Origin of the sequence: Mycobacterium sp. DL99, from assembly GCF_004762045.1 — a bacterium.
GTDB lineage: Bacteria > Actinomycetota > Actinomycetes > Mycobacteriales > Mycobacteriaceae > Mycobacterium.
Genome location: NZ_SJOM01000007.1, coordinates 318,911 through 332,616 on the forward strand (window position 1 = coordinate 318,911; position 13,706 = coordinate 332,616).

The 13,706-nt window shown below is 66.3% G+C and carries 13 protein-coding genes; 8 read left to right on the forward strand and 5 right to left on the reverse strand.

Annotated features, from left to right (window positions below):
- Positions 1 to 22 precede the first annotated feature (22 nt).
- The gene (locus EYZ64_RS01735) at positions 23 to 196 is read right to left on the reverse strand and encodes a DUF2613 domain-containing protein (RefSeq protein ID WP_003891682.1); all 174 of its coding nucleotides are present in this window, start codon (positions 194 to 196) and stop codon (positions 23 to 25) included.
- Positions 197 to 299: 103 nt separating this feature from the next.
- Here EYZ64_RS01735 and EYZ64_RS01740 point away from each other — a divergent pair, with 103 nt between their 5' ends.
- Positions 300 to 1,439, forward strand: a complete 1,140-nt coding sequence (locus tag EYZ64_RS01740) for a glycoside hydrolase family 3 N-terminal domain-containing protein (RefSeq protein ID WP_135451596.1) — start codon at positions 300 to 302, stop codon at positions 1,437 to 1,439.
- Positions 1,440 to 1,448: 9 nt separating this feature from the next.
- Here the strand turns inward: EYZ64_RS01740 and EYZ64_RS01745 are convergent, their stop codons facing one another.
- A complete protein-coding gene (locus EYZ64_RS01745) occupies positions 1,449 to 2,630 on the reverse strand; it encodes an amidohydrolase family protein (protein WP_135451597.1) in 1,182 nt (393 codons plus the stop codon).
- Between the two features lie 87 nt (positions 2,631 to 2,717).
- On the opposite strand from EYZ64_RS01745, the gene EYZ64_RS01750 reads away from it, so the two are divergent.
- Both EYZ64_RS01750 and EYZ64_RS01755 read left to right on the forward strand, forming a co-directional pair.
- A complete protein-coding gene (locus tag EYZ64_RS01750) occupies positions 2,718 to 3,383 on the forward strand; it encodes a TetR/AcrR family transcriptional regulator (RefSeq protein WP_135451598.1) in 666 nt (221 codons plus the stop codon).
- Positions 3,384 to 3,436: 53 nt separating this feature from the next.
- Entirely contained in the window at positions 3,437 to 3,742 is a 306-nt protein-coding gene (locus EYZ64_RS01755; protein ID WP_135451599.1) for a hypothetical protein, read from the forward strand.
- Positions 3,743 to 3,756: 14 nt separating this feature from the next.
- Here the strand turns inward: EYZ64_RS01755 and EYZ64_RS01760 are convergent, their stop codons facing one another.
- Complete coding sequence (locus EYZ64_RS01760) at positions 3,757 to 4,845, reverse strand: methyltransferase (protein WP_167857673.1); 1,089 nt, start codon at positions 4,843 to 4,845, stop codon at positions 3,757 to 3,759.
- A 141-nt stretch (positions 4,846 to 4,986) separates the two neighbouring features.
- On the opposite strand from EYZ64_RS01760, the gene EYZ64_RS01765 reads away from it, so the two are divergent.
- Genes EYZ64_RS01765 through EYZ64_RS01775 form a run of 3 tightly spaced genes read left to right on the forward strand, consistent with a single transcriptional unit; the run spans position 4,987 to position 10,560 of the window.
- The gene (locus EYZ64_RS01765; RefSeq protein WP_135451600.1) at positions 4,987 to 6,453 is read left to right on the forward strand and encodes a DUF3375 domain-containing protein; all 1,467 of its coding nucleotides are present in this window, start codon (positions 4,987 to 4,989) and stop codon (positions 6,451 to 6,453) included.
- Positions 6,450 to 7,205, forward strand: coding sequence for a DUF4194 domain-containing protein (locus EYZ64_RS01770; protein ID WP_135451601.1), 756 nt, complete (start codon positions 6,450 to 6,452; stop codon positions 7,203 to 7,205). Before EYZ64_RS01765 ends, EYZ64_RS01770 begins: the two co-directional genes overlap by 4 nt.
- Positions 7,198 to 10,560: an ATP-binding protein gene (locus EYZ64_RS01775; protein ID WP_135451602.1), complete on the forward strand. Its 3,363-nt coding sequence runs from the start codon at positions 7,198 to 7,200 to the stop codon at positions 10,558 to 10,560. The genes EYZ64_RS01770 and EYZ64_RS01775 overlap by 8 nt, the downstream gene beginning before the upstream one ends.
- Before the next feature lie 16 nt (positions 10,561 to 10,576).
- Here EYZ64_RS01775 and EYZ64_RS01780 read toward each other — a convergent pair whose 3' ends face one another.
- Positions 10,577 to 11,257 carry a TetR/AcrR family transcriptional regulator C-terminal domain-containing protein gene (locus EYZ64_RS01780; RefSeq protein ID WP_135451603.1) on the reverse strand — a complete coding sequence of 227 codons (681 nt, stop codon included), beginning with the start codon at positions 11,255 to 11,257 and terminating at the stop codon, positions 10,577 to 10,579.
- Positions 11,258 to 11,362: 105 nt separating this feature from the next.
- Between EYZ64_RS01780 and EYZ64_RS01785 the strand changes: the two genes are divergently transcribed.
- Both EYZ64_RS01785 and EYZ64_RS01790 read left to right on the forward strand, forming a co-directional pair.
- Positions 11,363 to 12,097 carry an NAD(P)-dependent oxidoreductase gene (locus EYZ64_RS01785; RefSeq protein WP_135451604.1) on the forward strand — a complete coding sequence of 245 codons (735 nt, stop codon included), beginning with the start codon at positions 11,363 to 11,365 and terminating at the stop codon, positions 12,095 to 12,097.
- Positions 12,094 to 12,798: a DUF4386 domain-containing protein gene (locus tag EYZ64_RS01790; RefSeq protein ID WP_135451605.1), complete on the forward strand. Its 705-nt coding sequence runs from the start codon at positions 12,094 to 12,096 to the stop codon at positions 12,796 to 12,798. The genes EYZ64_RS01785 and EYZ64_RS01790 overlap by 4 nt, the downstream gene beginning before the upstream one ends.
- Before the next feature lie 83 nt (positions 12,799 to 12,881).
- Here EYZ64_RS01790 and EYZ64_RS01795 read toward each other — a convergent pair whose 3' ends face one another.
- Positions 12,882 to 13,697, reverse strand: coding sequence for a MaoC/PaaZ C-terminal domain-containing protein (locus EYZ64_RS01795; protein WP_135459733.1), 816 nt, complete (start codon positions 13,695 to 13,697; stop codon positions 12,882 to 12,884).
- Positions 13,698 to 13,706: the final 9 nt, after the last annotated feature.

Genomic DNA, 13,706 nt, shown 5'->3' on the forward strand with positions numbered 1-13,706 from the left:
CCGCGTCAGCGGCACATCCAAGCTAGGACCGGTCGCCGTACTCGACCCGGTTGAGCACCGATGACGCCGGGTCGCCCGCTTGCAGCGGAGGCTTCGTGTCCTGCTGCACCATTAGCGTCACACCGAAGACGGCAGCCGCCCCCAACAGCAGGCCGACGACAATGCTGGCCGCGGAGGGTACGACAAACCGGTTCACCCGGCCAACCTAGCACGGCGATACCCCTAATCCGTGCGAGGTGGACCTGCGTCGACACGCAGAGAATCGATTACCGCTTGCCCAGCGGCTAAGGTCGGGGCCCATGGCTTCACCGCGTCTCGTCGCAGCTTTCGCAGCGTTGTCCGGGCTGTTGCTGGCCTGCTCTCCGAGCACCCCGGCGCCAGAGTCTCAATCCTCGGACACGAAGCCGATGTCCACCCACGCGCCGATGCCGGCAGCCCCGGTGTGTGATCTGGCCGCCCTGTCACCCCGCGACAAACTGGCCCAACTGTTGACCGTCGGCATCAAAGATGCGGCCGACGCCCGTTCCGTGGTGTCCGAGCAGCACGTCGGCGGAATCATGATCGGCAGCTGGACCGACCTGTCGATGCTCACCGACGGCTCCCTGCCCGATATCTCGGCCGCGGGCCCGGTGCCGCTCGCGGTCACCGTCGATGAGGAAGGCGGCCGGGTATCACGGCTGGCCTCGTTGATCGGCGAGCAGCCGTCGGCGCGGGTACTGGCCCAGACCAAATCCGTCGACGAGGTGTACGGCATCGCGCTGGACCGCGGGAAGAAGATGCGCGACCTCGGGATCACCGTCGACTTCGCGCCCGTGGTCGACGTCACCTCGGATGCCGACGACACCGTCATCGGTGACCGGTCCTTCGGTGATGACCCGGCCAAGGTCACCGAGTACGCCGGCGCCTTTGCGCGTGGGCTGCGGGACGCCGGCGTGCTGCCGGTGCTCAAGCACTTCCCCGGCCACGGTCACGGCTCGGGCGACTCGCACACCGCCGGTGCCGTCACCACGCCGCCCCTGGCCGAGCTGCAGAACAACGACCTCGTGCCCTACCGGACCCTGACCACTCAGGCCCCGGTCGCCGTGATGGTCGGACACCTGGAGGTGCCCGGTCTGACCGGATCGGATCCGGCAAGTCTCAGCCCCGCGGCCTATGACCTGCTGCGCTCGGGCAACTACGGCGGACCCGGCTTCAACGGCGTCATCTACACCGACGACCTGTCCAGCATGGCGGCGATCAACCAGCGCTACGGCGTGGCCGCGGCGGTACTCAAGGCATTGCAGGCCGGGGCGGACAACGCGCTGTGGATCACCACCGACGAGGTGCCCGCGGTGCTGGACGGGCTGGAGAAGGCATTGGCCGACGGCCAGCTGAACCAGGCCGCGGTGGACGCTGCCGTGCAGCGCAATGTCGATGCCAAGGGCGGGGTGCACTGCTGAGCGCACTGCTCACAGCGAGTACACGCGCTGGGCATTGCACACCCCGATGAGATCGACGAAGCGGATCGCGTCGGACTCGCTGCAGTCGCCTGCGCGTACCCAGCCGCCCAGCACCAGTCCCATCGCGCGCCGCCACAGCACCGAACCCAGCAGATGTAGTTCGGGTGGGCCGAAGGCGTCCGACGAGTAGAGCTGTTTGGCAAACGGCGCGGTCTCCAATGCCTCGGCGACCAGGCCGGTCGACCGTGCCCCGACATGGTTGATGCCAAGGCCCACATCGAAGTTCACGTTGTCGAAGGCCTGCGCCAGGTAGCCGGCCTGCCGGTGGAATGGATAGCAGTGCAACAGCAACACCGGCACCGGGGGCATCGTGCGGAGCAGGGGCAGCAACAACATCGGGTCGGTGCGGTGCAGGTCCAGATCGCGGTCCCCGAATCCGACATGCACCTGCAACGGCAGTCCCAGCTCGGCGCTCTCGTACACGCCGAATGCGATCAGGGCCGGGCTGTCCGCCCGGATCGACGGCCGGTCGGCGAGTTCCCGGGCGTGCTCGACGACCACCGCATCGTCAGGGCGGGCCCAGTCGATGTCGAATGAGGTCCGATAGGCCGCGATGGTCTTGGCGCCCACGACGGGTGCGGCCGTTGGGGTTTGGGTGGCATCGCGCAGCGCGGAGCGGAATGCGTCGGGAAATTCGTCGGGTGCGGTGCCGGCTTCCAGAAGCTGTTCGGTGAGGCGCTCCAGACGCAGGATCTCTGCGGACGGGCGACCACTGAGCTCAGTGAGCCGCTGCGGGGACGTGATCAGATCGCCTTGGAATCCGGTGTCGACGATCCAACGGTCGACCCGAGCCTGCGGCAGCAACAGGGAGGCCAACTCGGCCGGGGTGAACTGGCTGCGCCGGTCCCAGTACGCGTCGGCATCGGCGTGAGCGGGTAGGCCGAGCAGCGGGGCGCACCAGCGTCGGATGGACAGACCCAACGGCGAATCGAACTGGGTCATGAAGCCGGGGATCGGACTGGTGGATGCCTCGTTGATCGACGCCTCCAATCCGGCCCGGTCGATCGGCCCGTCGAAGGCACCATGCACGTGGTGGTCGATCAGCGCGACTGTGCGCAGGTGCTCTGCCAGCGCCTCGGGAACCTCGGCATCGACACCGTCGAAGATGTCGGCGAGTTCACCATCGGGCATCGGGCGCCACCTCCGGTGCCCAATACACCACATCAAACCTGCCAGCGTGCGGGTACAAGCGGTTCTGGCGACGCTTATCCTGGTCGGATGGCAGGTGGAACGAAGCGGCTGCCGCGGGCCGTGCGTGAACAGCAGATGCTCGACGCTGCGGTGCAGATTTTCTCGGTCAACGGCTATCACGAAACCTCGATGGACGCGATCGCCGCGGAGGCCGAGATCTCGAAGCCGATGCTGTATCTCTATTACGGCTCCAAGGAGGAGTTGTTCGGCGCCTGCCTGGACCGCGAGCTGACCCGTTTCGTCGATGTGGTGCGCGGGGAGATCAACTTCACCCAGAGCCCCAAGGACCTGCTGCGCAGTGCCGTGCTGGCGTTCCTGACCTACATCGACGCCAACCGGGCCTCGTGGATGGTGCTCTACACCCAGGCCACCAGCTCGCAGGCGTTTGCGCACACCGTCCGTGAGGGCCGCGACCGGATCATCGACCTGGTGGCCCGCCTGCTCAGCACCGGTACGCGAAATCCTCAGCCCGACAGTGACTTCGAGATGATGGCGGTGGCGCTGGTGGGTGCCGGCGAGGCGATCGCCAGCCGGGTCAGCACCGGGGACGCCGATGTCAACGAGGCCGCCGAGCTGATGATCAACCTGTTCTGGCGCGGTCTGAAGGGCACGCCCTCTGAGGTTGCGCCGAGCCTGCACTCAGATCACGTTTCGGCCCAGAGTGGCGATCTGGGCGCAGAGTCGGCGCACTAGCGGACTGAAAACTGCTGTCCGGAGACCCGTAAGAGTGGCATTACGCTGCCACTATGGGTTCTGAGCTGAAGGTCGCTCCGGCAGCGTTGCGGTCGGCCGCCGCGGCCGAGACCGCCGCGGGCGAGGCCGTCACCGCACTGGCGGTGGCGCAACCGTTGAGCGCCGCGGCAGCGGCCATGCCGGGCCTGCAGAGCGGTGCTGCCTGTGGCGAGGTTTCCTCGGTCGTGGAGGCTGCGGTCAAGGCTGCCGGCAGCGAGATCAGCGCGCATGCAGGCAAACTGACCGACGCCGCCAATGCCTACCAGGGCATCGACGACGAGTACGCGAGCCGGCTGAACTCCGCCCAGCCGCCGGATTGACCCGCGGATGAGGTTCAGACCGCCACACCCTCGACGAGGCTGAACGGGGACGCCGTCTCGACCACGCGGGTGAGCCGGAAACCGGCCTGCTGGTAGAGCTTTCGGTAGTCGTCCGCGCTGCGTTCCCGCGCCCCGGTGACGATCAGCATTTCCATATCGGTCCACTTGCCCATGAAGGCCCGGTCGTGGTCGGGGATCACCCCTTCGATCAGCAGCAGGGTGGTGCCCGGCGCAGTGGCCGCCCGCACATTGCGCAGGATGGTCAGCGCCTCGTCGTCCGGCCAGTCGTGAATGATGTTTTTCAGCAGATAGGCGTCGGCGCCGGCGGGCACACTGTCGAAGAACGACCCGGGAACCACCTGGACCCGATCGGCCACCCGGTAGCTGCCCAACAGTTCCGGAGCCCCGGCGACCACGTCCGGCAGGTCGTAGAGCACTCCCCGGGCGGTCGGCGTCGCCCCGAGCACGGCCGCCAACAGTCGGCCGTGCCCGCCGCCGATATCGGCGATGGTGCCGAACCGGGTGAAGTCGTAGGCCGCCACCACCGGGGCGATGGCCAGCTCGGAGACGTTGGTCATGGCGTCGTTGAAGATCACCGCGAGTTCGGGGTGGGAGCCGAGGTAGTCAAACGTTTCCTGGCCGCGGAGCTTGGGGATGACGGCCTCACCGGTGCGCACCGCATCGGTGAGGTGGCTCCAGTGTTCGCGGTGCTCTGGCGCGCCGACGAACTGGGCCATCGCACCGATGGCTACCGGGGCGTCGGTGCGCAGGGTGTCGGCAAGCGGGTTCAGCGCATAGCGCCCGTCTCGGGTGCGCTGGAAGATCCCCTCGCTGACCAGGGCCCGCATCAGCCGGTCCAGGGTGTCGCTGTTGGCGTCGACCCGGCCCGCCAGCTCCTCAGGGTGCAGCGGGCCACCGGCGAGGGCGTCGGCCACCCCGAGTTGTGCGGCGGCAGCGATGCCCTGGGCGACCCAGGCGCCCAGGATCATCTCCAGCATCGCCGCGGGCGGCGGGACGGCGCGCTGATGCAGGCGACGCAGGTGATGGCGGACGCGTTCGACTGCGCGAACAACGCGGGTAGGCGGCACCTTGGCGGGAGTCACCGGATGACTGTAGGGCGTGTCGGTTGAGGTGTTGGTCACTATGTCGGCTTTCCCCCGGTAGCAAACCGAACTGGCAGCGGGCCCTGTCGCGTCTGCCGCCTAAAGTGGTGCGAATGTTCACCGCGACGGAAACGCCCGGCCATGCCTGAGGCGGGCATGAGTGGCCCGTCGCTGGACCAGCTTTACCAGCTCAATCGCGAGGTCGCCGATTCGCGTTCGGCGCGCCTGCTGGTCACGAACAACCTGGCCACTTACCTCACGCTGATGGAACGCCACCTGGACCGTGGCGCCAAGCTCACCGAGATCGAACTGGTGGTCCGCCTGGAACGTGACCTGGCCGACCTCGGCTCCGAGACCGACCAGTCGGGCCTGGCCCTGATCAAGTACTGGGCCAGCCAGGGTTGGCTGCACCGGATCACCGAGCAGTCCGGCGACACCGAACGCAATGTCTGTTACCTCACCTACGAGGCGCGCGCCGTGCTGGATTTCGGCCGCCGCATGCGCCGTGAGGACACCATCGCCACCGGCGGCTCGATCACGGGCATCGCTGCGGGGCTGCGACGGGTGGCCGGACAGGTCAGCAACGATCCCGAGCGCATCCGCGCCGACATCGAAGCCGAAATCGCCAGGCTGCGTGACGAATTGGATGCCCTGGACCAGGGGCAGCGCCCCGAACCCGACCTGGTCGACGTCGAGGACGAGGCCCGTGCCATCGCGTTGCAAATGGAGCAGATCGTCTCCGATATCGGCCAGTACGGCAGCATGCTCAACCGCATCACCACCCGGTTGCTCGACGCCTCTGCCGACACCGATCTCGGGTACCGGGAGCGTCAGCGTCAGTTGTTCGACGATTACGAGTCACTGTTCGCCTCCCGGGAGAGTGCCTCCTACACCGCCTTCACCCGGATGATCCAGGATCCCGAGCAGCGGGCCGCGCTGGTGGCCGACATCGAGGCGGTGACCCGTGAGCTGCCGCACCTGGATCCGGGCCTGCGTGAGGTGATGACGGGGTTCTTCGGCCTGGTGTCGGCGCAGACGGCCGAGGTGGGCCGGACCCGGCAGCGTTGTGCGCGCCGGATCAAGCGCTTCGTCGCCTCCGGCACGCTGGAACACAGTCGCGGCGTCACCCGTCAGCTCAACGATGCACTGGCCGGCGCGCATGAACTGCTCAGCGTCTCGCTCGCCGACAGCCGGATCGGCATCGAGGTGCCGTTGGTCCGAACGGACTTCAATTCGATTGGCGCCGTAGCGTTCAAGATCCGTGACGCCATCCCGCCGTCGCAGGCCGAGTCCTCGGAGGGGGAGGTGAACCTGTCGGCGTTCTCGGCGCTGGCCTCCCAGGTGGACGCCGCGGAGCTGGCCGATCTGATCAACGGCGCGGTGGCAGCCGGGCCGTTGTCGCTGCCCGATGCGATCGGAATGCTGGACTCGGCCTATCTCGGGCACGTGATCGTGCTGTGGTCCTGGGCGCTCAAACAACAGACTGCCGACGGTGCCGAATCCGTTCGGGTGCGCTTCCGGTCCCTTGAGGGCGCCGACCGCGAAATCGAAATTCCCCGACTGGTTTTCACCGAGCCGATCCCTACTGCCACCGAGAGCATGCTATGACCGACACCCCGGACACGTCGCCGGTAACTGACACGTCGATCGATTTCGATGCGCTACCGAGCATCGACGCCGTCGAGCGGACCACCGACCAGCGCCGCGCGCCCCGCTTCGACGGAGACGTCAGCGAACTGCCCGACCGGGCCTGCTGGGCACTGCAGCACCTGCTCTCGCGTCGTTATGTCAGCAAGGACAACCACTCCGAGCTGTGGTCGTGGGTGACAAGGTACCGCGCCGAGCTCACCGTGCGGCTGTCGGAACTCGATATGCGGCTGTGCATCTCGGACGATCACGACATCGCCTACGTCGAGCAGGCCGACTACGAATCGCAGTGGCGGCGCCGGTTGCTGCGACGCGAGACCCTCAACACCTACGACTCGATCCTGGCCCTGCATCTGGCCAAGCTCATGCGCGCGGCGGCGCGCGACGAGAACGTTCTCATCAGCCGCGACGAGATCCATGAGTTGTTCGCCGGGGTCAACAACGACACCGACCGCGACACCGCCTCGTTCGACAAGCGGATCGACAACGCGATCGAGCGGCTGACCGATATCGAGATGCTCGGCCGCAACCGGGAGGACGAGGACAGTTTCACCATCAGCCCGGTGGTCAACGCGATCATGACCGCGTCGATGATCACCGAACTGCAGCAGCAGTTCGAGCAGCTCAAGCGGGCTGCGAACGGCACGATCGATGATGCCGGCGGTGCTGATGCACTTGTACGAGTCGAGGACGAGGTGGACGCCCATGGCTGAACCGACCAATCAGTTCTCCCTCTCGCGCCTACAGGTGATCAACTGGGGCGTGTTCGACGGGTACCATTCGATCCCGTTCAGTCAGCACGGCACGCTGATCACCGGATCCTCGGGCAGCGGCAAATCCTCATTGCTGGACGCGATTTCACTGGCTTTCCTGCCGTCGCACCGTCGTAACTTCAACGCCTCCGGCGATACCACCGCCGCGGGTTCGGGCACCGGCAAGCGCACCGTCGACAAGTACGTCCGTGGTGCCTGGGGTGAGCGACGCGAAGGCACCAGCCGCCAGATCATGTACCTGCGCGGGACCGGCCCGGCCTGGTCGGCCGTCGCCGTCACGTACAGCGACCGTACGGGGCGTTCGGTCACCGGGTTGGTACTCAAATGGCTGGCCGCTGAGAAGACCTCGGATCCGGGCAGCCGCTACTACCTGATCAACGACGACCGCGACATCTTCGGCCTGTGCAACCGGTGGGCGGCCAACGGGTATGACGCCGCGGTGTTCCGCGACGACGGCTGGACCGGCGGTCGCAGTGAGAGCCAGTACCTGGCCCAGCTGTACTCCAGCATCGGGATCCGTGCCTCCGAAGCCGCCCAGCAGCTGCTCGGCAAGGCCAAGTCGCTGAAAAGCGTTGGTGGTCTTGAGCAGTTCGTGCGCGAGTTCATGCTCGACGAGCCGGTCAGCCTCAGCGGTGTGGAAGAGGCGCTGGAACAGATCAACCCGCTGGTCGAGGCCCGCGGCCTGCTGGATGTGGCCCGGCGCAAGCGCAACACCCTCGGCAACATCGCTGCGGTACAGGCACGTTACGCCGACGAGGCCGCCAAGTTCGGCGTGATCGACACGATCGACAACGCGATGATCCGCGACTACGTCGACCACCTACGGCTGGCCCAGGCCGGCCCGGAGATCGACAACCTCGACGATCAGATCACCCAGCTCGGCGCCCAGCGTGACGAGTTCGGTTCGCAGCAGCGCCAGCTCAAGAACGAGCACAACTCGCTCATGGCGCAGATCAACACCGTCACGGTGGATTTGGTGCCGCTGCAGCAACGTCTGACCGAGGCCGAGCGGCTCAGCGAAGAGGTGTCGCGTCGGCGCACCGGCTATGAAGACAAGGTCACCTCACTCGGTCTGACCCCGCCGGACGACGGCGAGGAATTCTGGTCGCTGCGTGAGACGCTGATGGACGAAGCCGACCGGCTGCACCGGGAGTTGTTCACCGGCAACCAGCCTTACGTCGAGGCGTCGGCGAAGGAAGTCCGGGCCCGTGAGGCCCGGGAGAGCGTCGAAACCGAGCTGGAGCGGGTGCAGCGGCTGGGTTCCCCGCTGCCGCGGACCGAGTATGAGATGCGGGCGCGCATCGCCCGGGCCCTGGACATCTCCGAGCGCGATCTGGTCTACGTGGCCGAACTGATGGAGCTCAAGCCCGACGAGTCGCGGTGGCGGCTGGCCGTCGAAAAAGTGTTGCGCGGAGCTGGATTACGCCTTCTGGTGCCCGATGCCTACATGGAACGCACACTGCGTTTCGTCAACGAGAACGACATGCGCGGCCGGATCCAGCTGCAGCACGTCCAGCATGGTGCGCAATTGCGCACCCCGCCTGCGGGCACGCTGGCCACCAAACTCCAACTCGCCGACCCGACGCACGACAGTGCCGTGGAGGCGCTCAACGTAATCGCCGCAGTCGGTGACTACGTGTGCGTCGACGGACCGGGGGAGTTCACCGAGCAGTCCCGCGCGGTCACCGATCAGGGCCTGCGCAAGGACAGCGGCCGGCTCTCGATCAAGGACGACCGGTCGCGGCTGCGGCCATCGGACTACATCTTCCTCGGCGGGACGGCGGCCAAAGTCGAAGCGCTGCAGGATGATCTGGCTGCCGCGCAGGATGTGTACCAGGTGGCGCGCACCGCGCGTGAGCGGCTCGACGAGCACCGCGGGCAGTTGCAATCCCGCGAGCGGGCCTGCCGGGCATTGTGTGACCAGTTCATGCAGTGGAGCGACATCGACACGGATTCGGTCGACGCGATGCTCGAGCGGCTGCAGGACGAACACGAACTGCTGGTCTCCGACAACCCCGACGCCGAACGGCTGCAGCAGCGCGCCGACGAATGCTGGGAGCGCGTCGAGAAGGTCATCCAGCAGATCGGCTCGCTCAACGAACGCGAGACCACGCTGGACCGCAGGCGCACCGCGCTGCTGGAGCTGAGCGAGCTCCTGACCGAACGGCTCGGGCCCAACGAGTTCCCGTCGCACGCCCGCGACACGATCGACGGCTACGCCGCCGACATCGCCCTTACCCTTGAGTTGCTCGAATCTGAGCCGTACCGAAGCGAATTGACCCGCGTCATCAGCCGCGAGCGGGACCGGCTGCGGGCGGACCGCAACCGATCACACGACGAGTTGGCCGGCATCATGGCCGCTTACGACAGCTCGTTCCCCGATGCGATCCCGAACGACAGCGACGTGTTCGACGAGCGGGTGCATGACTACGTGGGCCTGTGTCGGCGGATCGACGAGCGTGAGCTGCCCGACGCGTACGAGCGCATGCAGCGGCTGATCACCGAACAGGCGCCGGGCGCGATCCTGAACCTGCACATGATCGCCGACAACGAGGCGCGGCGGATCACCGAGCAGATCGCCCGGGTGAACACCGGCCTGGGCGCGGTGGAGTTCAACCGGGGTACCCGGCTGACCCTGCACGCCGGTACCCGGCATCTGGCGGCGGTCGATGAGCTGAACGAGAAGGCCCAGCGCATCTCCTCCCGGGTGTCGCTGGTGAGCTTCGGCGACGAGACTGCGATGTTCGATCAGTACACCGACATCCTGCAGCTGCGAAAGTTGTTGGCCGGCACCACCCCCGAGGACCGGCAGTGGACCCGTGACGCCCTGGATGTGCGCAACCGGTTCGTGCTGTACTGCGAGGAGCGTGACGCCGAGACCGGCGAGGTGATCCGGACCTACAGCAACTCCGGTGACAACTCCGGTGGTGAGCAGGAGAAGCTCATGGCGTTCTGTCTGGCCGGGGCGCTGAGCTTCAACCTGGCCAGCCCGGACAGCAATGACACCCGGCCGTTGTTCGCCCAGCTGATGCTGGACGAGGCGTTCTCCAAGTCGGATCCGCAGTTCGCCCAGCAGGCGCTGTCGGCGTTCCGCAAGTTCGGTTTCCAACTGGTGATCGTGTCGACCGTGCAGAACAGCACGACCATTCAGCCCTACATCGACAACGTGGTGATGGTGTCGAAGTCCGATGCCTCGGCGCCCAATGCCCGGCCGGTCGCCTCGGTCACCTCGGCGTCGATCTCCGAATTCGCCGATCTGCGAAAGACTTCGGGGGACGCGGTGCCGAGCGCCTGATCTTGCGGCGAATGGGTCAGGGCCAGCTTTCGCGGTGTCGCTCCAGTCCATCGAGGATAAGGTCGAGCCCGATGTCGAACTCCTCGGCATACGCGTAGCCAGGCTTCAGGGCACGGTCGACGATCATCTCGGTGAGATGCGGGAACTCGTCACCGGGCATCTGCTCGAGAATCGAGCCTCCCACGTCCGCGAGCTCGGCGGATGATTGGAAGGGCAGGCTGAGTTCCTGCAGCGTGGAACCGTAGATGTAGCTGTCCAGAACCGAGAACGCGTGTGCCGCACCGGTAATGGAGAAGCCACCCGACCGGAGACAGCCGATGGCCGCGTTGTGCTGGCGCAGGGTCGCGGGACCGGGGTTTGTCCGTGAGTCCATCAGGCGGATCGCCCACGGGTGACGGATCAGTGCGCCGCGCATCGAAACTGCCCGCTGTCGCATCGCCGTCCGCCAGTCGGCGTCGTCCGGTGGGAGTTCGATCTCGTCGAAGACGATGTCGACCATGCCGTCGAGGATCAGTTCCTTGTTGCGGAAGTGGTGGTACAGCGACATCGATTCGACGCCGAGCCGCTCGCCGAGCCTGCGCATACTCGGCACACCGCTGTCGGCCTCGTCTGCCAGTGCGACCGCTGTGCGAAGCACCAGCTCCTTGTTGAGCGGGTTACGGCGGGCGGCGGGCGTGCCGGCTGTGTCGGTGGTCAACGAAGGTCCTCCTGTCGCGGTCCAGAAGACGCTTGACAACCTTACGCTGCAAGGCTGTACCTTACGGCGTAAGGCTATCGGGCGGCGCGAGCAGAGGAGTGGATCGTGAAACCGATCGGGTCAGATGGAGTGAGCAAGACGGGCACGGGGAAAAAGGTGTGCATCGTCGGCGCTTCCGGGAAGCTCGGGCGCTACCTGGTGCAGCATGCATTGGACCGTGGATATGAAGTCGTGGGTGTCTGCCGCGAGCAGAGCGTGGCCAAGCTCACCGACTTCGAGGGACAGATCACGGTGATCCCCGGAGCGACCGACGACCAGGCGGTTATCGCACGGGCGGTGCGCGGATGCGATGCCGTCCTGACTGTCCTTGTGCCGTGGGGGATGAACCATTACGCCTCCGGCACGGCCCAAGCGGTGCTCGACCACACCGGCCCGGATGCCCGCCTGGTGTTCTCGTGCGGGTGGCACATCACCCGCGACGGCCAGGACCGCTATACCCGGAAGTTCAAGTTGTATGTGGCCGTGCTCGGGCGGCTGGCCAAGCTTGCCCGGGTCGTGGACGTGTACGACCAGGTGGAGGCATGTCGGAGGATCTTCGCCAGTGACACCCGCTGGACAGTCGTGCGTGGCAGTGACCTTGAGGAGGGCGACAGTCAGGGTCTGCCGGTCTGGAGCCGGCACGTGGGCGATCCTGTCCTGGCGAGCAACCTGACCCGTCGCGTGGACTATGCGCTTTTCATGGTCGAGGCCGTGGAGAACGACGCCCTCGTCCATGAGGCACCGGCCATCGTCGGTCGGCTGACTGCGTCTGCCCTCACCCATGCCAGTGATCCGGCATGAACGTCCGGTTCGCGTCGGCCTCGCATGTCACACCCAGCACACTGGCGAGGATCGCCGGGTGCCTCTACCTGACCGTCGCCGTGCTCACGATCTTCGCTGGGCTGGTGAACTCACGACTCGTGGAGCCAGGGAACGCAGCGGCCACGACCGTCAACATCAGTACCTCGGCCACCCTGTTCCGCGTCGGCTTCGTCAGCGAACTCCTGGGGGCTACGGCCTTTCTATCGACCGGCATAGCCCTGTACGTGCTTCTCAAGCACGTCAACCAGCTGGCCGCCGCCGTGATGGTCACCTTCGTCGCGGTCAGCGTCGCGATCCAGAGCCTGAGCCTGCTCAATCAAAATGCGGCGCTGATGATCGCCACCGGCCACTACGCCTTCGGTCCAACTGATTCCGACCAGCTGGTCATGCTGTTTTCCGACCTGCAACGCGATGGGTACCTCATCGCCCAGACGTACTTCGGCCTGTGGCTGCTGCCGCTGGGTTGCCTCGTCGTCAGGTCGGGCTACTTCCCCAAGGTTCTGGGTGTCCTGCTGATGACCGGATGTCTCGGTCACCTCGTGGACGTATTCGCCCGCTTCCTCGCCCCGGACTTCGGCGCCGCCGTCTCGCCGGTCGCCCTGACAGTTGCGGCAGTCGCGGAACTTTCGTTCATCGGGTGGTTGCTGACGAGGGGCGTACGTGTTCCAGGCTCAGCGTAGATCCGCTGCCGAGTGTGCGTACAGATCGCGATTTCTCGACAAAATGCGATCTGTACGCACACTCGACGCGTCAGAGAGATGCGTCAGAGCCCGGTGACCGTCGCGGTCAGGTGCGGGTAGCCCTTCGAGAGGTTGCGCAGGGTCAACTCCCAGCCCTCGGCGTCACGCTCGACGTAGAGTCCGGCCTTGGCCGGCAGCACCACCGGCTTGGCGAACCGCACCGAGTACTTGACCGCATCGGGGAGCTGCCCCTCGATGTTCGCCAGAACCGCTGCTGCACTGAACATCCCGTGGGCGATCACAGTGGGGAAGCCGAACAGCTTGGCAGCGATCGCGTTGGTGTGGATCGGGTTGTGGTCCCCGCCGATCGACGCGTAGTTCCGGATCTGGCCGGCGGTGATGTTCAGAACCGCATTGGGCGGCGGCAGCTTCGGCTGCTTCTGCGGCTCCGGCTTGGGCTCACCGGACAGGCTGGTCCGCTGCTGGTGCAGGAACGTCGTCACCTGGTGCCACGCGGTGTCGTTGCCGACCTTGAGTTCGGTGACGATGTCGACGAGCAGACCCTTGCGGTGCTCACGCAGGTTCTCCGCGTGCACGGCCGCGCTGACGGCGTCGGTCACCTTGATCGGCTGGTACTGGGTGATGTGGTTCTCGATGTGCACCGAACCCATTGCGGCGAACGGGAAATCGAATCCGGTGACCAGTGACATCACCGTCGGGAAGGTCAGCGCGAACGGGTAGGTCAGCGGCAGGGTGTCGCTGAACCGCAGCCCGGTCACCTGCGCATAGGCGGCAACGTTGGCCGGGTCAATGGGCAGGTTGTCGACCGTGACGGTGCGGGCCGGCAGGGTGTCGTCGCGCGAGATGAACGGCAGGGCGCCGACGACGGCGCGCAGCATGTTGTTCAC